Annotated in this window: 19 protein-coding genes; 6 read left to right on the top strand and 13 right to left on the bottom strand. The window is 64.9% G+C overall.

Annotated elements, in window-relative coordinates:
• Positions 1-71 precede the first annotated feature (71 nt).
• Both RDU24_RS00805 and RDU24_RS00800 read left to right on the top strand, forming a co-directional pair.
• On the top strand, positions 72-1,226 hold the full coding sequence (locus tag RDU24_RS00805) for an ion channel (RefSeq protein WP_308733818.1): 1,155 nt from the start codon (positions 72-74) through the stop codon (positions 1,224-1,226).
• Entirely contained in the window at positions 1,223-1,741 is a 519-nt protein-coding gene (locus tag RDU24_RS00800; RefSeq protein ID WP_308733817.1) for a cyclic nucleotide-binding domain-containing protein, read from the top strand. Before RDU24_RS00805 ends, RDU24_RS00800 begins: the two co-directional genes overlap by 4 nt.
• 77 nt (positions 1,742-1,818) lie before the next feature.
• On the opposite strand, the gene cydB is transcribed toward RDU24_RS00800, so the two are convergent.
• Both cydB and RDU24_RS00790 read right to left on the bottom strand, forming a co-directional pair.
• Positions 1,819-2,835 carry a cytochrome d ubiquinol oxidase subunit II gene (gene cydB / locus RDU24_RS00795; protein WP_308733816.1) on the bottom strand — a complete coding sequence of 339 codons (1,017 nt, stop codon included), beginning with the start codon at positions 2,833-2,835 and terminating at the stop codon, positions 1,819-1,821.
• A 36-nt stretch (positions 2,836-2,871) separates the two neighbouring features.
• Entirely contained in the window at positions 2,872-4,176 is a 1,305-nt protein-coding gene (locus tag RDU24_RS00790) for a cytochrome ubiquinol oxidase subunit I (protein WP_308733815.1), read from the bottom strand.
• A gap of 176 nt (positions 4,177-4,352) precedes the next feature.
• Here RDU24_RS00790 and RDU24_RS00785 point away from each other — a divergent pair, with 176 nt between their 5' ends.
• Positions 4,353-4,802, top strand: coding sequence for an Hsp20/alpha crystallin family protein (locus RDU24_RS00785; RefSeq protein ID WP_308733814.1), 450 nt, complete (start codon positions 4,353-4,355; stop codon positions 4,800-4,802).
• A 584-nt stretch (positions 4,803-5,386) separates the two neighbouring features.
• Positions 5,387-6,769 (top strand): chromosomal replication initiator protein DnaA, encoded by a 1,383-nt coding sequence (dnaA, locus tag RDU24_RS00780; RefSeq protein ID WP_308733813.1) that lies wholly within the window; start codon positions 5,387-5,389, stop codon positions 6,767-6,769.
• Between the two features lie 58 nt (positions 6,770-6,827).
• On the opposite strand, the gene tsaB is transcribed toward dnaA, so the two are convergent.
• Genes tsaB through RDU24_RS00760 form a run of 4 tightly spaced genes read right to left on the bottom strand, consistent with a single transcriptional unit; the run spans position 6,828 to position 10,768 of the window.
• Complete coding sequence (gene tsaB, locus RDU24_RS00775) at positions 6,828-7,634, bottom strand: tRNA (adenosine(37)-N6)-threonylcarbamoyltransferase complex dimerization subunit type 1 TsaB (protein ID WP_308733812.1); 807 nt, start codon at positions 7,632-7,634, stop codon at positions 6,828-6,830.
• Positions 7,609-8,670, bottom strand: coding sequence for an RIP metalloprotease RseP (gene rseP / locus RDU24_RS00770; protein ID WP_308733811.1), 1,062 nt, complete (start codon positions 8,668-8,670; stop codon positions 7,609-7,611). Before rseP ends, tsaB begins: the two co-directional genes overlap by 26 nt.
• A gap of 44 nt (positions 8,671-8,714) precedes the next feature.
• Positions 8,715-9,923 carry a 1-deoxy-D-xylulose-5-phosphate reductoisomerase gene (locus RDU24_RS00765; protein WP_308733810.1) on the bottom strand — a complete coding sequence of 403 codons (1,209 nt, stop codon included), beginning with the start codon at positions 9,921-9,923 and terminating at the stop codon, positions 8,715-8,717.
• A 20-nt stretch (positions 9,924-9,943) separates the two neighbouring features.
• A complete protein-coding gene (locus tag RDU24_RS00760) occupies positions 9,944-10,768 on the bottom strand; it encodes a phosphatidate cytidylyltransferase (protein WP_308733809.1) in 825 nt (274 codons plus the stop codon).
• 172 nt (positions 10,769-10,940) lie between these two features.
• On the opposite strand from RDU24_RS00760, the gene RDU24_RS00755 reads away from it, so the two are divergent.
• Positions 10,941-12,677 carry an HD domain-containing phosphohydrolase gene (locus RDU24_RS00755; RefSeq protein ID WP_308733808.1) on the top strand — a complete coding sequence of 579 codons (1,737 nt, stop codon included), beginning with the start codon at positions 10,941-10,943 and terminating at the stop codon, positions 12,675-12,677.
• Between the two features lie 12 nt (positions 12,678-12,689).
• Here the strand turns inward: RDU24_RS00755 and RDU24_RS00750 are convergent, their stop codons facing one another.
• From RDU24_RS00750 to RDU24_RS00735, 4 genes are read right to left on the bottom strand one after another with little or no spacing between them, the layout of a single operon-like run.
• Positions 12,690-14,921 (bottom strand): ATP-dependent helicase, encoded by a 2,232-nt coding sequence (locus RDU24_RS00750; protein WP_308733807.1) that lies wholly within the window; start codon positions 14,919-14,921, stop codon positions 12,690-12,692.
• Entirely contained in the window at positions 14,918-16,225 is a 1,308-nt protein-coding gene (locus tag RDU24_RS00745; protein ID WP_308733806.1) for an alkaline phosphatase family protein, read from the bottom strand. The genes RDU24_RS00750 and RDU24_RS00745 overlap by 4 nt, the downstream gene beginning before the upstream one ends.
• Positions 16,226-16,273: 48 nt before the next feature.
• Positions 16,274-17,152: a DUF2156 domain-containing protein gene (locus RDU24_RS00740; RefSeq protein WP_308733805.1), complete on the bottom strand. Its 879-nt coding sequence runs from the start codon at positions 17,150-17,152 to the stop codon at positions 16,274-16,276.
• Complete coding sequence (locus RDU24_RS00735) at positions 17,149-18,525, bottom strand: MATE family efflux transporter (RefSeq protein ID WP_308733804.1); 1,377 nt, start codon at positions 18,523-18,525, stop codon at positions 17,149-17,151. Before RDU24_RS00735 ends, RDU24_RS00740 begins: the two co-directional genes overlap by 4 nt.
• Before the next feature lie 172 nt (positions 18,526-18,697).
• Between RDU24_RS00735 and RDU24_RS00730 the strand changes: the two genes are divergently transcribed.
• Positions 18,698-19,135 carry a winged helix-turn-helix domain-containing protein gene (locus tag RDU24_RS00730; RefSeq protein WP_308733803.1) on the top strand — a complete coding sequence of 146 codons (438 nt, stop codon included), beginning with the start codon at positions 18,698-18,700 and terminating at the stop codon, positions 19,133-19,135.
• Positions 19,136-19,243: 108 nt separating this feature from the next.
• On the opposite strand, the gene pnp is transcribed toward RDU24_RS00730, so the two are convergent.
• From pnp to truB, 3 genes are all read right to left on the bottom strand, one after another.
• Complete coding sequence (pnp, locus tag RDU24_RS00725; protein WP_308733802.1) at positions 19,244-21,487, bottom strand: polyribonucleotide nucleotidyltransferase; 2,244 nt, start codon at positions 21,485-21,487, stop codon at positions 19,244-19,246.
• A gap of 261 nt (positions 21,488-21,748) precedes the next feature.
• A complete protein-coding gene (rpsO, locus tag RDU24_RS00720; RefSeq protein ID WP_308733801.1) occupies positions 21,749-22,018 on the bottom strand; it encodes a 30S ribosomal protein S15 in 270 nt (89 codons plus the stop codon).
• Between the two features lie 66 nt (positions 22,019-22,084).
• Positions 22,085-23,038, bottom strand: coding sequence for a tRNA pseudouridine(55) synthase TruB (truB, locus tag RDU24_RS00715; protein WP_308733800.1), 954 nt, complete (start codon positions 23,036-23,038; stop codon positions 22,085-22,087).

Raw genomic sequence — 23,038 nt, 5'->3', positions numbered from 1 at the left:
CCTTGATTCCTGCGGAGCGTCTGATACACTGCGTATGAGTATCATTCGTTCGCAAAGGAATATCCGGAATCGTGAACAAGCTCCCGCTGCCTGACTGGATGCGGGGCGGCACCTTCAAGCTCGCCCTTGCCATCGTGGTGCTCCTGACCGTGAGCTCCACGTGCATCTATCTGCTTGAGAGCCGCACCACCGTGCCTGGGCTGTTCGCCGCCCTGTGGTGGAGCGTGGTCACCATGACCACCGTGGGCTATGGCGACATCGTGCCCGCCACCAACACCGGAAAGATCATCGGCATCCTTGTCATGGCCAGCGGCATCGGCCTGGTCTCCACCCTCACCGGCAACCTGGCCTCGCTCCTGGTGGAGCGCAAGGCCAAGAAACGCAAGGGGCTCCTGGAAGTGAAAATCAGCGGGCACGTCATCATCCTTGGTTGGAACTCCTCGGTCCCTGGGCTGGTGCGCGGCCTGCGCGATAACGGCCTGTTGGACCGGGACGGGCTGGTGCTGGTCACGGACCTGCCCCAGGAACGCCGCGACGAGATCGCCTTCCAGCTCGACCTGGGCGAGCGGTTGTTCTTCGTGTCGGGCAAGATCGCCCAGGAAAACGTGGTGCACAAGGCCAGGCCGGACAACGCCTCGCTCATCTACATCCTGCGCCAGGACAACATGCCCCCGCACGAGTCCGACCAGCAGAGCATTTACGCGGCCCTCACCGTGCGCGGCATGGCGCCAAAGGTCCCCATCTACGCCGAGGCGGCCATGGCCGAGAACCGCGTGCACCTGCTGCGCGCCGGCGTCACCGACCTCATCGACCGGGGCGAGATTTCAAGCGGCGTGCTGGCCCTGCTTGGCACCGCGCCCCCGGCCTGGAGCCTGCTCCAGACCATGCTCGGCCTTCAGGGGCGCCCGGGCCTCAGTCTGCGTCGCCTCTCGGAGCAGGACAGGGCCGGCAGTTGGGGAGAGCTCTCCGCCAACCTGCGCCGCAAGGACGGCAGCCTGGCCCTGGCCCTGTGCCAAACCGCGCGCAGCCTCGCCCTGGAGGACATCCTCGACGCCGGCTCGGCCCTGGACCAGTTCATCCTGGAGCTGTTCCAGTCCCACGGCCGGGAGACCAAGCTCGGCAGCCAGGGCGCCAGCGTGCTGGTGAATCCCCCGGACGGCCAGCCCCTTGCCAACTATGACGGCGTGCTGGTGCTGCGTGCGGACGCAGGGGAAGACAAGTCATGAGCGTCATGGATTTCTCCACCATACCGGTGTTCCATGGCCTAGACGCCGCCGAGATCGGCAAGGTCGAGTCCATCTTCCACGAGGAGACCCGCCCGGCCGGGAGCGTTGTGGTTGCCGAGGGCCAGACCGGCGAGGAGATGTACATTCTGGTGCGCGGGCGCGTGCAGATCTCCAAGGCCATGCTCATGGCGGGAATGAGCGTTCCGCTGCTGAACATGGCCTCCCCGCGCAAGGTGCTGGCCACCTTGGACGACACCAGCCACCCGGTCTTTGGCGAGGTCGCGCTCATCGACTCGGACCAGCGCTCGGCCACGGTGACGGCCATTACGGACTCCACGTTTCTCGTCACCAGCCGCGAGCAGTTTTTCGATCTCGCACGGCGCGAGCCGGAACTGGGCGTGAAGCTCCTGCTCACGCTGGGCAAGCGCATGGCCGCCACCATCCGCCGCTCCAACGCAGAGGTGGTCAAGCTGACCACGGCGCTTGCGCTGTCGCTGCGCAAGAGCGTCACGTAAGCCTCTCTTCCGAGAGAACGAAAAGGGCCGCCTCCATGCATCGGAAGCGGCCCTTTGTTTTTGATCGTGCGAGCGGACTAGTATTCCAGGTCGTGCTCGGAGTTGATGGCCTTGCTGAAGGTCATGAGCGACCAGGTCTGGTAGGCGATGACTAGGGGCACGAACACCAGCGCCACGCCGAGCATGATCTTGAGCGTCAGCTGCGAGGAGGCGGCGTTGTGGATGGTCAGGCTCCAGAGCGGGTTCAGTGTGGAGATGAGGATGGACGGGAACAGGCCCACCACGCCGAACATGGCCACGCATGCGATGAACACCGCCGAGCCGCCCCACGCCTTCCAGTAGTGGCCCTGGGCCAGGTACACCCGCGACATCACCAGTCCGGCCACGGCCGCCACCAGGATCAGGAACAGGTGCGGGTTCTTGAAGTAGTTGCCGAAGAGCTTGGTGTTGACGAAGGTGTACGCCAGAAAGGCCAGCACCAGCACCAGCACGGCAGGCCAGAGCTTCGCCGCGGTGGCCGCGGCCCGTGCCTGGAGCTCGCCCCTGGCGCGGATGGACAGCCACAGCGCCCCGTGCAGGCAGAACATGGCCACGAAGAACACGCCGCCGAGCAGGCCGTAGGGGTTCAGCAGGTCGAACAGGCCGCCGGTGTTCACGTGGGCCTCGTTGATGGGCAGGCCGTGGAACAGGTTGGCGAAGGCCACGCCAAGCAGCAGCGCAGGCAGGAAGCTGCCCAGGACTTGGCAGGTGTCCCATATCTTGCGCCAGGTCTCGCTCTCCACCTTGCCGCGGAATTCAAAGGACACGCCGCGCAGGATCAGCGCGAACAGCAGCAGCATGAGCGCCGAGTAAAGCCCGCTGAACATGGTGGCGTAGGCCTGGGGGAAGGCTGCGAAGGTCACGCCGCCTGCGGACAGGAGCCAAACCTCGTTGCCGTCCCAGAACGGGCCGCCAGCGTTGTACATGACGCGTTTTTCGTAGTCGTTTTTGGCCAGGAACGGCATCAAGGTGCCGATGCCCAGGTCAAAGCCGTCCAGCACGAAGTAGACAGCCCAAAGCACTCCCCAGAGCAAAAACCAGATGGTCTCGAACATAGCAGACTCCCTTGTGTTGGCTTTTGATGGGACGGTTTAGGCGTCCGCAGGGCCCTTGCGGGCGAAGGTGAACATCAAGTAGGCACCGGCCGCGCCGAGCAGGGTGTACAGGAGCACCATGGCCACCAGCGAGGCTCCGGCCTGGCTGGCCGCGATGGGCGAGACGGCGTCGGAGGTGCGCATGAGCCCGTACACGATCCAGGGCTGGCGACCGACCTCTGCTACGGCCCAGCCCGCCTGCATGCCCAGGTAGGGCAGCGGAATGGCCCAGACCATGGCCTTCAGGTACAGCGGGTACTTGGCCAGGACATCGCTCTTGAGCAGGCCGAAGAGCATCAAGAGAGGCATGAGGGTACCGATGCCCACCATGACGCGGAAGGCAAGGAAGGTGATGGCCACGGGCGGGCGGTCCTCGGCGGGAAAGTCCTTCAGGCCCTTCACCTCGGCGCTGGCATCGTTGTAGGCCAGGAAACTCAGCAGGCCAGGAACGGGCAAAGCCTCGACCAGGTTCTTCTCACCCTTCTCGTCAGGAATCTGCAGCAGATACATGGGGGCGTTGCTGCGGGTCTCCCAGTGCGATTCCATTGCCGCAAGCTTCACCGGCTGCAGCTTGGCCACCAGGTTGCCGTGGATGTGCCCCTGCCCGGCGACGATGGCCGAGGAAGCCAGGCCGACATAGACGGCAAGGCGGAAGGACTTGAGGAAGAACTCCTCGTTCTGCTTGCGCAGCAGGTGCCAGGCGCTGATGCCCGCGATGAAGAACGACGCGACGCAGAAGGAGCCCGACACAACGTGCACGAACTGGTTCCAGGCCCAGGGATTGGTGATGACCGCCACGAAGTCGGTCAGCTCGGCGCGGCCGTTTCTGATCTCAAAGCCCAGCGGGTTCTGCATGAAGCCGTTGGCGATGAGGATCCAGATGGCTGAAAGATTGCTCGCGCCGGCCACCAGCCAGGCGGTGATGGCGTGGGCCTTGGGGGAAAGCTTCTCCCAGCCGAAGTGCCAGACGCCGATAAAGGTGGACTCAAGGAAGAAGGCCGCCGTGGCCTCAATCGCCAGCAGCGAGCCAAAGATGTCACCCACGTAGGCCGAGTAGCGAGACCAGTTGGTGCCGAACTGGAACTCCAGCGTGATGCCGGTGACAACGCCCAAGGTGAAATTGATCAGGAACAGCTTCCCCCAGAATTTCGCCATGCGTTTGTACACTTCGTTGCCCGTGCGCGCGTAGGCCGTCTCCATGCAGGCGATAAGCACCGAAATGCCAAGCGTCAGCGGCACGAACAGGAAGTGGAACATGGTTGCGGCTGCGAACTGAAGCCGCGAGAGCATGAGAACATCCATCAGAACCCCCCCCTTTGCTATTTGTGAACAGGAATGATTACTGATAAAGGTATGGCTAGCAATTTGCAACAAAAAATTAGTACCAAGAATAAGAAAGATTGCAATGCCCAATGACGGACAACCTTGCATAGCTTGTCTGAGTATCCTAAAATATGAGGCGCACGAAGGAGGACAAGATGGGCAAAGGCGAATGGAACCCTTGGCGTGGCCTGGACGAATTTCGCGAGCAGATGGACAGGATGGTGGATGCCGCTCGCCAGGGGCAACGCCCCGTTGGCGTTCCCGGTTCCGGGTATGTGTGGATGCCTCTGGCCGATATCGTGGAGACGGCCCAGGCGCTTGTTGTTCGTGTCGAGCTGCCCGGCATTGCCCCCGAGCAGGTTCTGGTGGAGATCGCCGACGGGGCGCTGGTGGTGCGTGGCGAGCGCCCCGCAGATTGCGATGAGACCGAAACCGCCTATCATTTGTTGGAACGGGCGCACGGAGCTTTTGCCCGTCGCTTCCCGTTGCCCGAGGATACCGATGATGCGGGCATCAGCGCGGTCCTGCGCGAGGGGTTGCTGACCGTCACGGTGCCGAGGCGTAGCGCCATGTCTCCCCTGAAACGGACGCTGACGCTGGAATGATGCAGGTTGGTATAGGGAAAAATTCTGACGCCCATTGAAATAACCTTTTGAATAGGATATGATTTCAGGTTTTTCTCTCGTTGCCCGTCTCTCAAGGCTTCCTGCCTTTCCTCCAGCATTATTTAAAATAATCCAAAATGTTAGCCTTGTTCTTTCCTCTGCGCCCCGCAAAGTCGCCTAGCGCCTTGAATTCGTGAACTCTCCCGGTTGGTATGTGGGAAGTGGCTTGAATCGGCTGGGAAGGCCCGTATGCCGCCAAGCGAGCAAGGTCGCCGAGTTGGCGAGGTGGCATCCAAGCGTACAAATGTTTCACAGGTTTCATGACCACGCGGTATTTCAGTATCGCTGAAATTCAGTTATATTTTTCGAAATTCGTCGATTTTAAGACTTTACCATGTTGATAATATTTTGAACAGGGTTGTCGAGGATTCAGCCGGAAGGCCACTTAGCCTAGACTCTGCAAGCGTTCCGAGTACGTATGCTATTTGTACAAGACTGCGAATTTTTCAAATGAATAACGTAAAATCAAGTAGTTATGTTGTAGAGAACAGGGGCTTGTCTTCGGCTGCTTCCAGGCTGTGGCCATGTTGTCCAAAGTCCAGCCAAAGCGTAGACCTCGCTACATGAATGCGGACCTCTGGCAAAAAATCCTTCCTATCCTCGAAAATCGACTGGAACAGGGGCTATTCACCCTCTGGATCAAGCCGCTCGATGCCAAGGTAGAGGATAACGTCATGCACTTGTCGGCCCCCAATGAGTTTGTGGCCGCCTGGGTGCGAGACCGTCTGCTGGAAACCATCCGCGATGCAGCCATGGAGCTGACGGGGCGCCGTGTCGAGTTTGTGGTGACGGTGGGGAAGCGTTCCGTGCTCCAGTCTCCTGCTCAACCCAAGCCTCGCCAGGTTGCCGAGTCCCTGGCGCTGCCCTTGGGCCATGCTCCCCGCACGGAATCCTTGAGCCGTTGGCGCTTCCGCTTCGACGACTTTGTTGTCGGGCCGTGCAACGAACTGGCCTGTGCCGCGGCCAAAGGCATCTGCAACAACTCGCTCAACACCGACCACCTTTTCCTGAGCGCCGGACCGGGCCTGGGCAAGACGCATCTCCTGCATGCCATCGGCCGCCATTTGGCCGAGCGCTCCAATCGCAGCCGCGTCTCCATCGCCTGCCTCTCCGCCGAGGAATTCACCACGCGCCTTGTGCTGGCCATCAAGGCCAAGGAGGCCGCGCGCTTCAAGAGCGAGTTCCGCGAGTCCGTGGACGTGCTGCTCCTGGAGGACATCCACTTCTTCCAGGGTAAGGGCAAGCTGCAGGAAGAGCTTCTGCTGACGCTCAAGGCTTTGCAGCAACGCGGCTGCAAGGTGGTGCTCACCAGCTCCTTCTTGCCCCGCGAACTCTCAGACGTGGACCCGCAGCTCGTGTCCTGCTTCGCGTCAGGCTTCATGGCCATGATGCAGACGCCGGACTACGCCACGCGTGAGGAGATCGTCCGCCGCAAGGCCAAGAGCCTCCAGGTCCAGGTTCCGGACAACGTCACCGGCCTGCTCGCCGAGCGTCTGACCACCGACATCCGCCAGCTGGAAAGCTGCCTGAACAACCTGGTGCTCAAGGCCCGGCTGCTCGGCCAGCAGATCACCGAGGAGCTTGCCTGGCAGGTGCTGGAGAATTACGCCGTGCAGACACCCATGCCCGGCGTGGACCGCATCGTGGATTTCGTCTGCAAAACCTACGGCATCGACGAGCGCGAACTGAAATCGAAATCGCGCAGCCAGCAGACCGTCCTCGCCCGCAATACCGCCTTTTATCTCTGCCGCCGCCACACCGATCTTTCCCTGGCCGCCATCGGCGACCGCCTGGGCCGCAAGCATTCCACGGTGCTCAAGGGCATCATCCACGTGGAGCGTGAGATCGCCCACCAGACCCCGCTTGGCCGACAGCTCGGCAACACCGTGGACCGCCTGCTGGTCTAGCGGCTCCACAGCTTCACAGGCCGTTAACCGGCACCCTCTTGAACGATTGGCGAGAAGCTTAGACCGGACGGCTGCCTCGGTCGAGGATGGCCTGGGCGTCGGCTTCGCTCAAGCCGCGCCCGGCGGCGATGGCAGCGAGGTTGTCCTCGGCGTCCGAGGCGCGCAGGTACACCGGCTCCAGAGCCTGCAGTCCATAGCCCGCGCGGCTGGCAAGGTCGAGCAGGGTCGCCGGGCGCGGGGCGTCCCAGGTCGTGGGCAGCAGGCGCAGGCTCGCGTCGCGTCCGGCCAACTCCTCGAAGAAGGGCAGGTTGCGGCGCAAACCGCCGCCCAGCAGACGCAGGGGCTTGGGCAGCGTGGCGAAGAATTCGGGCAGGGCGGTCAGGGCCAGCACTTGCGGGGGTGCGGCGGCGACAGCTTGGCCTTGGCCGTGCGTGAAGGCCTGGGCGTAGACCTGGCCCCGGCGTGACCAGACCAGCGAGGCCACGGCGCCCGAGCCTTGCTCAAGCATGCGGGCGGCCTCCGCGGCCAGCAGTTCCAGATGGTTCAGCCCGGCCAGTTCGGCGCCGGTGCCGGCGGCCAGGCCCTGTGCCAGAGCCAAGGACATGCGCAGGCCGGTGAAGCTGCCCGGGCCGGTGACGCAGGCGATGCGGCGAACGTTATTTGCGGTCAGGCCCAGGCTGTCGAGCATGTGCCGGATGCCGGGCGCAAGGAAGCGCACAGCGGACCCGGGCACCGTCCATTCCTGTGCCGCCAGAAACGCGACGCCAGTGTCCTCAATGCGCCCCAATGCGAGTTGCAGGCGCTCGTCGGCCCCGTTCAGGGCCAGCAGGAGCCCAGAATCACTGGAGCAGTCGGCGCAGGTCATTGTAGGTCGCCAGGATCATGAGGGCCGCCAGCATGGCGATGCCCACGCGGATGGCCGCGGCCCGGGCGCGCAGACTGAGCGGCTTGCGGGTTACGGCCTCCAGGCTGAAGATCACGAGGTGCCCGCCGTCGAGGACCGGAATGGGCAGCAGGTTGACGAAACCCAGGTTGGCCGAGAGCGCGGCGGTGAGGGCGATGAGTCCAACGAAGCCGCTCTGGGCCTCCTTGCTGATGAGTTGGGCGATGAGGATCGGGCCGCCGATGGAATCGGCCGGGATGACCCGTTCGATCATCTTGATGAGCGCGGTGACCATGTTCACCACCGCGCGCCAGGTTTCCTTGCCGGAGACCTTGAGGCTCTGCGCAGCGTCCAGCTCAACCGAGATGATCTGCTTGGCCGCGACGATGCCCATCATGGGCGAGGACACGGTCTCGCCGAAGATGTTCTTGCGGGGGCGCATCTCCGGTGCCACGCTCACCTTCACGTGGTCCTTGCCGCGCTTGATGTCCAGCACCAGGGTGCGGCCTTCGGATTTCTGGACGAGCTCGGTGAGCTCCTCCCAGAAGATGATGGAGTGGCCGTCCACTGAGAGTACTGTGTCGCCGGCCTTGATTTCGGCCTGGGCAGCCGGGGAGTCCGGCAGCACCTGCTCGATGACGGGGGCCAGGCCCATCTGCCCCTGCGAGGCGAAAAGCGCCCAGTACAGTCCCCAGGCCAGCAGGAAGTTGGCCATTGGGCCAGCGGCCACGACGGCCATGCGCTGCCACACGGGCCGGGCGGAGAAGAGCAGGTTTTTGGGGATGGCGGGATCTTCGGGAGCGTCCGGGGATTCGCCCGCAAGCATGACGTAGCCGCCCAGGGGCACAGCGCAAAGGCGGTACTCCGTCATGCCCCAGGTAAAGGAGAAAATGCGGGGGCCGAAGCCGAGCGCAAAGGCCTTGACCCCGATGCCGAGGGACCGGGCCATGAGGAAGTGGCCAAGCTCATGGAAGAAAATAAGGCCCCCAAGGACCAGAAGGACGGCTATTGCTCCCACGTAATACTCCTCATGCGTCTGGGGCGACGCTTCAATTCAGTCGTTCAGCAGCAGGCGGCCATGGTTTCGCGCCGCGCATCATTGTCGGCGGCGATGAGTTCCGCCGCGTCGCAGTCTTCAGGCAAGGCCGCATGGCGGGCCAGGGCGGCCTCGATGAGCCGGGGGATGTCCAGGAAGGCGATGCGCCCCTTGAGGAACAGCTCCACGGCCACTTCGTTGGCGGCGTTCAGCGCCACGGGATGACTGTGGCTGGCCGCATAGGCCGCCTTGGCCAAGCCCAGGCACGGGAACAGCGTGTCGTCCGGGGCCTCGAAAGTCAAGTTCTGCGCGCTGGCGAGGTCCAGCCGGGGCATGGCCAGGGCCACGCGGCGGGGGTAGCACAGGCTGTGCGCGATGGGGATGCGCATGTCTGGCACGCCCAGGTGCGCCAACTGCGAGCCGTCCACATACTCCACCAGGGAGTGCACGATGCTCTGCGGATGCACCAGCACGTCAACGCGTGAGACGGGCAGGCCGTAGAGGTGGCAGGCCTCGATGACCTCCAGGCCCTTGTTCATGAGGGTGGCCGAGTCGATGGATATCTTGGCGCCCATGCTCCAGTTGGGGTGGTTGAGCGCCTGGGCCGGGGTCACGCTTGCGAGGAAGGCCGCGTCCCTGCCGCGAAACGGTCCGCCCGAGGCCGTGAGGATCAGCTTGGCCAGTTCCTCGTCGCCGTTGTGGCCACACAGGGCCTGGAACAGGGCGTTGTGCTCGGAGTCAACGGGCAGGACCACCGCTCCCGAGGCCTGGCAGGCCTTGCGGATGAGCCGCCCGCCCAGGACCAGGCTCTCCTTGTTGGCCAGCGCGATGCGTTTGCCCGCGCGCGCCGCGGCCAGCGTGGGCAAAAAGCCCGCCGCGCCGACGATGGCGGAGAGCACCAGATCCGCCTCCGGCAGGGCGGCGACGGTCTCGTAGGCCGCCGGGCCGACCAGTATCTCGGGGGCGTAGCCGCCGGGCAGGAGGCCTTTGAGCTCGGTCGCAACGTCCTCGTCCAGCACGGCCAGGACGCCAGGCCGGAAGGTCGCGGCCTGCTCGGCCAGTCGCGCAGCGTTCTTGCCCCCGGCCAGGGCGGCCACGCGGAACAGGTCCGGGTGCTGGGCCACCACATCCAGGGCGCTGACGCCGATGGAGCCGGTGGAGCCCAGTATGGCCAGGGTCCGCGGGAAGCGGAGTTTTGGTGCGTGAGCAGGCCAGAGCGAGATGTAGCTTTTCATGAGGACGGCCTTGGCTTGCGCTAGGGCGCGAAGTAGGGCTGCACCAGCCGCAGCAGGGCGTAGCAGGGCAGGGCCAGCAGCAGGCTGTCGATGCGGTCGAGCAGGCCACCGTGGCCGGGCAGGACCGTGCCGGAATCCTTCACGTCAAGGCTGCGCTTGAGGGCGGACTCGAAGAAGTCGCCCATCTGCGCCGACAGGTTCAAGAGCGCGCCCAGCAGCAGCCAGGCAGGAAGCGGTGCCTGCCCAAGAGTCAGGCCGTAGGCCGTCACGGCCAGGAGGCAGCCGACAAGCCCGCCTATGCTGCCCGCCCAGGACTTCTTGGGGCTTATCTGCGGCCAGATCTTGCGTTTGCCCCAGAGGGTTCCGGCGTAGAAGGCCGCCGTATCGGATACGGTGGTGGAGAGCACCACCAGGATGATTTCGCGAGTGCTCAAGGCAAGCAGGAACTGGAGCATGAGCGGGATGTAGGCCAGAGAGCAGAGCAGCACCAGTTCGTCGGTGAACTGCGCGGCCTGCGGGGCTTCCTGTTTCTGCGCCTGGCTGAAGCGCAGGAGGAAGCGCAGGCCAAGAATCCAAAAACTGGCGCTGAAGGCCCAGAGCGCAGCCACGGGGCCGCCTGCCTGGGCCGTGAGGACCAGGCAGGCGCCAAGGGCCACGCCGAAGATGCGCAGGTGCTTGTGCTCCGGGCCGGGCCGGAACATGGACGTGAATTCCCACTGGCCAAGGCCGCACAAGGCCAGCAGCAGCAGCGTGGTCAGCACGCCGCCCAGCCACAGGGCGAGGGCAACCAGCGCCACGGCGAGGCCAGCGGTAAGGATGCGTTGTTGATGGGGGGATGCCTGCACGTGTGCTCCTGATGGGGGATGCGCGCCTGAGCGCAAGTCTTGCTTACTCTATTCCGGTGCTGCGGGCAACCTGGGGCTTTCCTCTTTCCTTGTGGCGGTTGGGTGTGTTACGTATTATTTAGCGCTACTTTGGCGAACAGTTATTCATTTCATACGATTTTGTGGGGTGAGCATGAACGATGAGCCCAAAGACCAGGCAGCCGCATGCGCCGGACCCGCTTCCGAGTCCGCGTCGGCCACGGTTGAGGAACTGCGCGAGCAGGTTTCCCGGCTGAACCGGCAGATGCAGAGCCTGTCGGAGATCGGCCTGGCTCTCTCGGCCGAGCAGGACCGCAACCGCCTGCTTGAAATGATAGTGGAGCTGGCGCGCAACCTCACCTACGCCGACGCCGGCACCCTCTACATCGTGGATCCCACTGGCATGAAGCTTGAGTTCGTGGTGCTCCAGAACGACACCATGAACGTGCGCCTGGGCGGCACCAGCGGCAACCCCGTGACCCTGCCCCCGGTGCATCTCTACAAGGAAGGCGGCGAGCCCAACCACGCCAACGTCTCCTCCCACGTGGCCCTGACCCGCGAGTTCGTCAACATCGACGACGTCTACTGCGCCGAGGGCTTCGACTTCAGCGGCACGCGCGGCTACGACAAGGCCACCGGCTATCACTCCCAATCCATGCTCGTCACGCCCATGGTCAACCATGAGAGCGAGATCATCGGCGTGCTGCAGCTCTTGAACGCCAAGGACAAGGACACCGGCGCGGTGGTGGGCTTCAACCAGGAGCGCCTGGAGGCCGTGCGTTCCCTGGCCTCGCAGGCTGCCGTGGCCCTCACCAACACCCAGCTCATCAATGGCCTGAAGGAGCTTCTGTACTCCTTCATGCAGAGCATCGCCGCGGCGATCGACGCCAAGAGCCCCTACACCAAGGGCCACATCGACCGCGTGGTGGACCTGACCATGCGCATCGCCGAGACCATCAACGCCCAGACCGAAGGCCCCTACGCCGATGTGCACTTCAACGCCAATGAGCTGGAAGAGCTCAAGCTCGCGGCCTGGATGCACGACGTGGGCAAGATCACCACGCCCGTGCACGTGGTGGACAAGTCCACCAAGCTTGAGGCGATAGTCGACCGCATCGAGTTCGTTCGCACGCGCTTCAAGCTCATCGGCAAGGCGTTGCAGGCCGAGCTGCTGGAAAGGCTGCTGGAAATGGCCGGACGCGGCGCAGCGCGCTCGGAGATGGTCGCCGTCACCGAGGAAATGGAGAAGCGCCGCCAGGAGCTGGAGGAGGACCTCGCGTTCATCGAGTCCTGCAACAAGCCCGGCGAGTTCATGAGCGACGACCGCATCGCCCGTGTGAAGGAAATCGCCGCGCGCACCTACGACGACAACGGGGAGCAGAAGCCCTGGCTCTCCGAGAACGAGGTGCTGAACCTCTGCATCCGCAAAGGCTCCCTCACCGATGCTGAGCGCAAGATCATCGAGGACCACACCGTGGTCACCTTCGACATGCTGGGCCGCCTGCCTTTCCCCAAGCGCCTGGCGCGCATCCCGGAGTTCGCGGGCAGCCACCACGAGAAGCTCGACGGCACGGGCTATCCCAACCACCTGACGGCCGAGTCCCTCTCGCTCCAGGCGCGCATCCTGGCCGTGGCCGACGTGTTCGAGGCCCTCACCGCCAAGGACCGGCCCTACAAGGAACCCATGAAGCTGTCCCAGGCCGTGAAGATTCTTGGCTTCATGTGCAAGGACAAGCACGTGGACCCGGACGTGTTCTCCCTGTTCCTGCAAAGCGGGGTGTACAAGGACTATGCGCAGACGCACCTGAACGCCGAGCAGATCGACGAGGTGCAGATGCCGGGCAGCCCGCCGCCGCCTCCCGCAGACGGGAGCGCACCGGCCAAGGCCTAGCAGGAGCACCGGCTAGAGCAGCTTGAGGTAGGTCTTGACGATGACCTTGAGGCCGAAGCCGGGGAAGTTCACCCGGTACTTGTCCGGCGGAATCTCGGAGATGATCTTCCCCTGGCCGAAAATCTTGTGCTCGCACAGGCCGAGCTTGCCGCTGGCGTCATCCATGGCCGACTTGGGCGGGGGCGCCGCCGCGTAGGCCGTGTGCGGGGCCGCCGCGGCGCTGATGGGCCTGGCCCCTGGCTCATAGGCCGGGCGCTGGGGCGGCTTGGGCAGCACCACCGGAGCGAGCCGCTCGTCCGGGCCGGCATCCAGCACCGAAAGCAGGCGCTCATCCTTGCGCCGAAGCCCCCCGGTGAAGGTCTCCACCAGTCGCTCGGCCACCATGTCCGGCAGCTCCTGCACGAAGGGGCTGGGCGTGGCCGGTTCGCGGCAGTTGTTGAAGCGGTTGAACAGCGTGCCCGGCACCAGAAGCGCCAGCTCGTCCTTGGCGCGGGTGCACGCCACGTACATGAGTCGGCGCTCCTCCTCCATGTCCTCCTGGCGCTGCATGGCCTTTTTGGACGGGAACCGGTCCTCCACCAGGTCGATGAGGATCACCGCGCGCCATTCCAGCCCCTTGGCCGAGTGCACCGTCGAGAGCACCACCGCGCCTCGGGCGTCCTCGTCCTCCGTGGGCGATCCGTCGAGACACAGGTCCGCCAGGAACTCCTCGATGGTCTTGTAGTTCACCGCGATCTGGGCCAGCTGCTCGAGTCCGGCCTGGCGCTTGGGATAGTCGTCGGGGTAGGCCTGGATGAGCAGCGGCGCGTAGTGCGTCATGGCCCGGTCCAGCGCTGCCGCGGGGGCGTGGTTCAGGCGGCGCAGGGCGTCGAGCTCCGCCAGCAGGCCGGGCAGGTCCGGAAAGCGCTTGGCGTGCTTGTCCAGGGTCTTGCCCTCGCCCGCCAGCAGCGCCTGGGCGATCTTGGCCGCGGTCTTGCCGCCCACGCCTTTGAGCAGGCCCAGCACGCGCGCCCAGGCCAGCATGTCCGACCAGTTGGCGGCCAGGCGCAGGTAGCAGAGCACGTCCTTGATGTGCGCGGCCTCGTGGAAGCGCACCCCCCCGAACTTGCGGTAGGGCAGGCCCGCGCGGGTGAGCGCCACCTCCAGCGGGTAGGACTGGTACCCGGCGCGGAAGAGCACGGCGATCTCGTGCAGGGGGTGGCGGCTGGCCATGTCCGCGATGAGGCTCACGGCCTGCGCGGCCTGGGACTGGTCGCTCAGGGTCTGGATGATGCGCGGCTTCGCGCCGCCAGCGCGTGCGGCGTAAAGGTGCTTGTCGAACTTGTGCTCGGCCCCGGAGAGCACGCAGTTGGTCAAGTCCAGGATGGGCTGCACCGAGCGGTAGTTCTTCTCCAGGCGGATGAGCTTGGCCCCCTTGAATATCTGCGGGAACTCCAGGATGTTCGCCACCACCGCGCCACGGAAGGCGTAGATGGACTGGGCGTCGTCGCCCACGGCCATGACGTTGCCGCCGCTGCCTGCCAGCAGGCGGACCAGCCGGGCCTGCACCAGGTTGGTGTCCTGGTACTCGTCGACCATGACAAAGGGATAGCGGCGGCGAAGCGCGTCCTTGATCTCCGGGTGGTTGACCAGAAGGCTTTCCAGGCCGAAGAGCAGGTCGTCGTAGTCCATGAGGCCTTGGCTGCGCTTGGCCTTTTCGTACTCGGAGGCCAGAAGCTCGATGTCGGCCTGGTAGGACAGCAGGTGGAACGCCTCACGGTCCAGAATGGTCCCGATGGGCTGCTCCTTGTTGCGCGACTTGGTGATGGTGTCGGCCAGGGTGGCGCGCTTGGGGTAGGAGCGGTCGCCGTGGCCCAGGTTCAGGTGCGCCTTGAGCTCGCCCAGCAGGTCTTCGCAGTCGCCCCGGTCCATGAGGGTCAGCCCCTGCGGATACCCCGCCTCCAGGGCGTGTCGGCGCAGCACGCCGTAGGCGAAGGAGTGGAACGTGCCGCCGCTGGCCCCGGTGAGCGGGCGGCCCATGATGCTTCCGGCCCGGTGCAGCATCTCCTGGGAGGCGCGCCGGGTGAAGGTCAAGAGCAGGATGTTTTCCGGCGAGACGTGTTCCTGGACCAGCCGGGCCAGGCGGTAGACGATGGTGCGCGTCTTGCCGCTGCCCGCGCCCGCGATGCAGAGCATGGGGCCATGCACGTGCATGACCGCCTCCAACTGGGCCGGATTCAGCTCGCGCTCATAATCGATGGTCATGTGATGATCCCGCCCGCAGGTTTGTCGATGCCGAAATGTTCGAGGACCAGCCGTCCCACGTCGCGCACGCGTTGGGGCTTGCCGGTTCCAGCGCTGTCGCCGAAGATGGCGTCCTCGGGGCGGTGCGCGCCGAAGCGTCCGAAATGGCCAAGAACCTTCGTGCGGTTGAACTTGGCCTTGAGGTCGAAGCCGGGCTCCGGCACGCAGACGAGGTCCGGGGCATCGCCAACCGCCTGTCCCTCGTACAGCTCCTGGCCCTCAAGCACCCTGTTCATGACTCGGCGGCCCTGGAAGGTCAATCCCTGGAGCAGTGCTTTCACGTCCCGCAGCAGGGGCTGGGCGTCGGCCTTTGTCACGTGCCCGCGCGTGAAGCGGTGCTGCCAATGCAGGTAGATGCGGCCCGGGTCAAGGGCGAACACGCGGGTGTCCTCCCCGATGGCCCCGGCGTCCCATTCGTCGACCCCAAGCCGCGCGAGGCGCAGCAGTCCGGCCTCCACCAGCACGCGGTTCAGGTCCACCTCCAGCTCCAGGGTGCAGAAGCCGTGGTCGGCCAGCAGCAGCAGGCGCTTGGGCTCCGGCAGGGCGTCGTAGCGGTCCAGCACCTCGCCGATGAGCGCGTCCCATTCGCGCAGAAAGCTCAGACAGGCCTCGTGCAGCGGATGGTCGGCGCGCTCCACCGCCGGGAACAGGAAGTGGAACAGCCGGTCGGTCTCGGTCAGCACGCACACGAACAGGTCCCAGGCCAGGTCCGGCCAGAGCAGGTCCAGGGCCGCGCGGCGACCGGCAAGGGACAGGCGCAATTGGGCGAGGAGATACTCAGGCTCGGTGGCGCCGCGCGTGGTGTCGGCCTCCACCTGGTAGCGGGCGGCGCTGAGCGGGCCAAGCAGAAACGGCGGGTACACGGCGGCAGCGAGATTGTCGGCCACGAACCCGGCCACGAGCATGCCGCGCAGAGGTTTGGCCGGAGCCATGTTTGGCAGGTTCAGCACTCGCGACACCAGCCCGCGCTCGCCCAGGCGGTCGAAGATGGTCGGGCAGCGCACGTCGCGGGAGGTGGCCAGACGCAGTGAGTAGAGCACCGGATCAAGGATGGTGAAGCCGAAGACGCCGTGCTCGCCCGGCCCGGCCCCGGTGAAGAAGCTGGTCCAGTTGACGGGCGAGAGCTCCGGCAGCTCGGCCTCCATGCTGGAAGCGAAAGGCATGAGCCGCGCCAGGTTCGGCAGCCGCCCCGCGAGGGCTTTGGCCAGGCCGAGGGGCAGGCCGTCCAGGCCGAGGACCACCAGGCGCGGTCGGGTCGCGGTCATAGAGAGCCTCTGGCCCCCGGAGGGCCATTCTCTATGCTTCGCCCCACGCTAGACCAGCTCCACTTCGAATTTTTTCATCAGCGTCACTGGGTTGTAGGACATCTTGGCTTTGCGCAGGCCTTCGTCGCCCAGGTCCTGCTCGCGGTTCACTAGGCTGAAGCGGTCCTCCTGGGAGGCCAGGAAATGCTTGTTGATGGCCTGGTACACGCCCTTGAAGCGCGTGTCGCCCTTCTCAAAGTGGATGACGATGGTTTCCTTGTCCAGGCACTCGCCCACGGTGTAGGCGATGACCTTCCCGCTCACGCGGATGGTGCCCCCAATGAGGTTGCCCAGGCGGTCGAAATTCTTGAGTACACGGGAGATGGCCTGGTTCTCGGCCACCAAGGCCTCGGAGGGCATCTCCTGCCAGCCGTGCCACTCGGCCTGCATGTCCAGAACCTCCTCCACGCACTCGGCCTGCATGGGCGTGTACTCGAAGATGTTTGACTTCTCGAACTGGTTCAGCAGGTTCTTTTTCTTGTGGAATTTGTTGCCTTTCAGTTCGACCATCTCAGGAACGGAATAGACGTAGTCGAAATGGTCACGCGCTTCGACGGCGCGCAGCCGCTGGCCGAATGCCTGTTGCCAGATTCCAAGAAGGGTCTCCGACACGCGGGTGAAGCGCTGGGGGCCGTTCAGGCAGGTCAGGTTGGCCCAGTCCACGTTGGCCCAATCGCCCACCGGAGCCCAGTCGATTGTCTGCGGCAGAGTCTGCCTGATCCACACAAGGCCGCCTTCCTGGCGCCACTGGAGCCCGTAGTGTTCGGCCCAGCCGTAGAGGTTGGCGAAGGCGTAGTCCGAGGTCACCTGAGGGCAGGCGCACAGCGCGGCCTTGTAGGCGTCCTGGTGTTTCAGGCAGATTGCTTCGAATTGTCCGCAGGTGCTCATTTACTGTTCCCGTTGCGTTTGCTGTTCATGGCGAAGCGCTGCCAGTCCCAGCGGGTGAAGATGTAGAAGAGGAGTCCGGCCTGGACAGCCTGGGAGGCCAGCATGGACATCCACACGCCAGTGGCCCGGCCCAGCACCAGGTGCCCGAGCACAAAGGCCAGGGGCAGGCGGATAAGCCAGGTGCCGGTGCCCATGCCGAGGAGATTGTACAACGTGGCTCCGGCCCCGCCAAGTGCTCCGGCCAGAATCATTGTGGTCAGCGTGAAGGGGATCGCCAGCATGTTCCAGGTCAGGTAATCGAGCGCCTGGGCCTTGACCTCGGCGTTTGGAGCCAGAAACCCGGTCACGGGCTCCAGCACTGTCCAGAGCAGCAGAGTGATGGCGCCGATGCCCACGAGCCCGATGCCCAGGATGCGCAACCCCACGCGGCGCGCCTCATCCGGCCTGCCCGCGCCCAGGAAATGCCCCACAAGGATGCTGGCCGTCAGGTTCAGGGCAAAGGCGGGCAGGAACAGCAAGGCCTCGATGCGCGCGCCCGCGGCCATGCCGGCCAAGGCCATGACGCTGCCCTCCGGCAGGCTGGCGGTGATGGCGAACAGCACCAGGTATCCGGAATGCCAGACGATTTGCATGAGTCCGGCGGGCCAGGCCACCTTGAAGAGATAGGGGTAGGCGCATTTCACCCAGCGCCAGGGCGCAAAGATCTGCCGACGCAGGGTGCCGTCGCGGCGCAGCATGTACAGCCCGAAGATCGCGCCCATGCTGATGGACCAGAAGGTGGCCCAGACCACGCCCTTGACCCCCAGGCGCGGCAGGCCGAACCAGCCCAGGCCAAAGCCAAGGTCGCACAGGGTGTTCACCGCGGTGACGAGGATCATGGCGTAGAGCGGCACCATGACCTTCTGGCGCGAGCGGAACACGGCGTTCTGCACGATGAGCATGTAGTAGGGCGGCAGGGCGAAGAGAAACACTTCCAGCACGTATTCCGTGAGCGGCGCGATGTCCTGCGGCACTTGGAGCAGGCGCACGAACAGTCCTTTCGCGGGCAGGCCCAGCAGGGGGAAAATGAGCCCGAAGACCGCTGCCACCAGCAGGCATAGGCCGATGTAGCGCTCGGCGCGGAGTAACTTGCCCGCGCCAAGGGATTGGCTGATGGCCGCCACGCCGCCGCTTGCCACTGCCGTGGCGATGACGAGGAAGAAGAACAGGGACTGGGTGATGATGCCAAGCGCGGCCTGGAGGCGGTGGTCGATCTGCCCGGCAACCCAGACGTCCACAAAGCCGATGAGGAAGTGGAAGACCATCATCAGCACCTGGGGCCAGGACAACGTCCAGATGAGGCGGGTGCTGCTTGTGCTGGTGTCGAGCTGCATGGGTTCCGGCTTGTTTGAAGTGGCGGCGCTGGGCAAAGCGCGAAGAGCTATTGTAGGCACGAATCGCCCGCTGCCAAGGGGCTTGTGGAAATTTCTTTACCTGACCATGGAGTTATGCTCTATTTGGTACAACAAACATCGTACCCGCGCACACTAGGCCCGGAGGGAGACAATGAAGCGCAAGACCCCGCCCGCAGAGCAATCGAAGCGCCCAGGCAAGCCCATGCTGCGCGTCCACCTCTGGCTGGAGTCCGAAGACGGCATGCTCTTCGGCATGGGGCGTGCGCAACTGCTTGAAATGGTGGCCCTGCTCGGATCGTTGAACCAGGCCGCCAAGGCCCTGGGCATGAGCTACCGAGCGGCATGGGGGCGCATCAAGCGCACCGAGGAGGCCCTGGGCGAAAAGCTGCTGGTTCAGGCTAGCGGCCGCAAGGGCTATGAACTGACTCCGCTGGCCAGCGACCTGGTGCGCGAGTTCGCCGCCTGGCACAGCGAGGTCGAGGAATTCGCCCTCAAGTGCGTCCGTCGGCGTCTGCCCTGGGACATCAAGGGCTTTTCCCTCCAGCCCACCGGCCAAGCCGTGGACGCGCCCAAGGAGCCTGACCGCTAAGCCTCCCCGCCGAGTCGGGCCACGTCGCAAAAAAAACAAAAGGGGCTGCCTCCGGCGTCCGGCGTTATGCCTTTGACGCCAGGGGCAGCCCCGTTGTGTTGCTATGGTCTAACGGCGCGGGCCACGGTCACGGCCGCCACGGTCGCCGCCACGTCCGCGGTCACGGTCGCCGCCACGTCCGCCACGGTCGCCCTCGCGGGAGGGCGGACGGCGGAACTCGTCGAGGTTGACCTCCTGGCCGGCCTGCTCCATGAGCCAGGCCTTGCGCGACAGGCGGATGCGGCCGTTGGCCTCAAGCTCGATGACCTTGACCCAGACTTCCTGGCCAAGCTGCAGCAGGTCTTCCACGCGTTCCACGCGCTCCACGTCCATCTGGGACACGTGCAGCATGCCTTCGGCTCCGGGGAGGATCTCCACCAGGGCGCCGACTTCCAGGATCTTGCGCACGGTGCCAAGGTAGTTGCGGCCCGGCTCCGGGGTCTGGTCGTAGTACATGACCATGGCCTTGGCCTTCTTCAGGCTCTCGCTGGTGGGGGCGAAGATGGCCACCTTGCCGGAGTCCTCGATGTCGATGGACGCGCCGGTCTCGGCGGTGATGGCCTTGATGTTCTTGCCGCCGGGTCCGATGACGCTGCGGATCTTCTCGGGGTTGATGAACACGACCTCCATCTGCGGGGCCAGCTCGGAGAGTTGCGGGCGCGGAGCGTCGAGGCACATGGCCATGTGCTCCAGAATGTGCTTGCGGGCGTCGCGGCTCTGGGCCAGGGCGCGGCGCAGCACGTCGTAGGGGATGCCGCTCATGATCTTGATGTCCATCTGGATGCCGGTGATGCCGCGGGCGCTTCCGGCCACCTTGAAGTCCATGTCGCCCAGGGCGTCCTCGTCTCCGAGAATGTCGGTCAGGACGATGTACTCGTCGCCTTCCTTCATGAGGCCCATGGCGATGCCGGCCACGGGCTCGGTGATGGGCACGCCCGCGTCCATGAGCGCGAGGCTCGCGCCGCAGATGGTGGCCATGGAGGAGGAACCGTTGGAGTCCATGACCTCAGAGACCACGCGCAGGGTGAAGGGGAAGTCGTCGGGGTTCGGCAGGACCGGCAGCATGGAGCGCTCGGCCAGGGCGCCGTGGCCGATGTCGCGGCGGCTGGGGCCGCGCAGGATGCGCACTTCGCCCACGCAGTAGGGCGGGAAGTTGTAGTGCAGCATGAAGCGCTTGGTGTCCTCGCCGACCAGGGTCTCGATGCGCTGCTCGTCGCGGGAGCTGCCCAGGGTGACGACGGCCAGGGCCGTGGTCTCGCCGCGGGTGAACAGGGCCGAGCCGTGGGTCATGGGCAGGGTGCCCGCCTCAATGGACAGGGGGCGCACGGTGGTGGTGTCGCGGCCGTCGATGCGGATCTTTTCGGCCCGCACGCGCTCGCGCACGATCTTCTTTTCCAGGGTGCCGACGATGTTGCCGGCCTGGCGCAGAGCCTCGGAGTCATCGGGGAACTTGGCGGCCACGGCTTCCATGGCCAGATCCTTGGCCTTGGCCTTGGCTTCGCGGCGCGGCCCCTTCTCGATCATGGCGAAGGCGGCCTTGAGGCCCGGGGTGGCAATCTCCTCGACGACGGCCTGCACGGCTTCGTCGACAACGGGGGCCACCACTTCGATCTTGGGCTTGCCCACCATGTTGCGCAGCTCGTCCTGGATGTCGAACATGGGGGTGAGCTGCTTGTGAGCCCATTCCAGAGCGTCGACCACCAGCTCTTCGCTCACGAACTCGGCGCCGCCCTCGACCATGACGATGGCCTCGCGGGTGGCGGCGAAGATGAGGTTCAGCTTGCTCTCGTTGGCGATCTGCTTGTAGCTCGGGAACAGCACGAACTCGCCGTTCACGTAGCCCACGCGGGCGCCGCAGATGGGGCCTTCGAAGGGCATGGGCGAGAGGTGCAGCGCGGCCGAGGCGCCGGTGATGGCGAGCACGTCCGGGTTGATGGTGTCATCGGCGGAGAGCACCGTGGCGATGATCTGCACCTCGTCGCGGAAGCCCTTCTTGAACATGGGGCGGATGGGGCGGTCGATGAGGCGGGAGACGAGGGTCTCGCGCTCGCTCGGGCGGCCGATCTCGCGGCGGAAGTAGCTGCCGGGGATGCGGCCTGCGGCGTAGGACATCTCCTGGTAGTTGACGGTCAGCGGGAAGAAGCCGCGGTCGACTTCCAGGTGCTGGTTCACGGCCGTGACGTGCACGACGGTGCCGCCGCACTGGACCCAGACCGCGCCGCTGGCCTGTTTGGCCATCTTGCCGGTCTCCATGATGATCTCAAGGTTGCCGCACTTGGTGGTAAGGCGTGTGGGGGCAAAGGGTAATAGCATTGAAACTCCTACTGTGTTGCCGCCCTGACGCTGCTCATGCCCGGAAAATTAGCCGGCTTGGGGAAGGGCTGTTGCGCGTATTGTCCCGGTCTGGCGACCGGGTACCCGCAAAAACGCTTTCCGCAGCCAACTAAAAGGGGGGCGGGGATTGAGTCCTGCGTCATGGGCGAGTTTAGGCGGACGCGACGTTCGCGCCCGTAGCTGTTGGTCCGCCAGGGCGGAGGCGCAAGGCCCCCGCCCGGACGGGTCGTTTTCTCGGTCCTACTTGCGAAGACCCAGGCGATCGATGAGATCGCGGTAGCGCTGGATGTCTTTGCCCTTCAGGTACTTCAGAAGCTTCCTGCGCTGGCCGACCATGCGCAGCAGGCCGGTCTTGGAGTGGAAGTCCTTCTTGTGCACCTTGAAGTGCTCGGTGAGGTAGGTGATGCGCTCGGTCAAAAGCGCAACCTGGACCTCCGGGGAGCCCGTGTCGCCATCGTGGGTCTTGTAATCCTCAATGACTTTGGTCTTTCCATCAGGCGTCATAACCACAGCCGTATCCTCCTCTGCCGGATGCCGATCTTTGCGGAATCCGGGTTGTGCCGGGAGCTTCCCAGTTCAGGCCGTTGCGGTGTCGTCTTGCCACAGTCCACGCAGTATCATCCAGCGCAGCATGCCGTCCTTGGGTACCGCCTGCGCCAGCGCAACAGGATCGCCGCTCTCGTCGACCAGCATGACGTGCTCATCGGGATCGCCGAGGAGATCGTCGCCGCTTGGTCCGCCCACCGGAAGCCAGGCCCCGTTTTTCACGAGTGCCGCCAGGGTGGGGGAGAGCGCGATGGTGCGCCAGTGCGGGAGCATCTTGCCAAGCGGTATGACCCGCTCGCTCAAGCGCTCCGGCTCGCCAAGAACCGCATCCAGGCTGTGGGCGTCCGCGAGTCCGAAGGGCTCGCAGGCTTCCCGCGTGAGCTGGGCCAGGGCTGCACCGCAACCTAGCCGTATCCCCAAGCTGTGGACCAGGGATCGAATGTACGTGCCTGCCTGGCAACGCACCCTGAACCTTGCTGTGGGAAACTCAATTTCCAGCGGTTCGACCTCGTGTATCTCGATGCTTTTCTCTTTGACCGGCACTTCCTCACCCTTGCGGGCGAGTTCGTACAGGGGCTTGCCCTGATGCTTGGCCGCAGAGTACGCGGGCACTTCCTGTTCCGTGAGGTCCTTCCAGGACAGGATCGCCTTGCGCACATCTTCTTGCGAAACATTGTCGAGCGGCGCCTCGGCCACCACCGCCCCTTCCATATCATAGGTGTCGGTGGTCACGCCCAGTCGCATCTGCCCGGAGTAGACCTTGTTGCCGCTGGTCAGGTACCCGGCCATCTTGGTGCCCCGGCCCAATAGCACCAGGAGGACGCCCTCCGCAAGGGGGTCCAGGGTGCCGGCGTGGCCGATTTTGCCCTGCCCCAACCCGTGCTTGATGCTGTTCAGGCATCCGGCCGAGGTCGGGCCGCTGGGCTTGTAGAGCACCAGCAGGCCGTCCAGCTGGTTCTCGCTGCGCTTGCGGCGTCTGCCCAT

This window comes from Humidesulfovibrio sp. (assembly GCF_031082295.1).
Classification (GTDB): domain Bacteria; phylum Desulfobacterota; class Desulfovibrionia; order Desulfovibrionales; family Desulfovibrionaceae; genus Humidesulfovibrio.
This window is presented reverse-complemented; position numbering and strand designations above follow the sequence as displayed.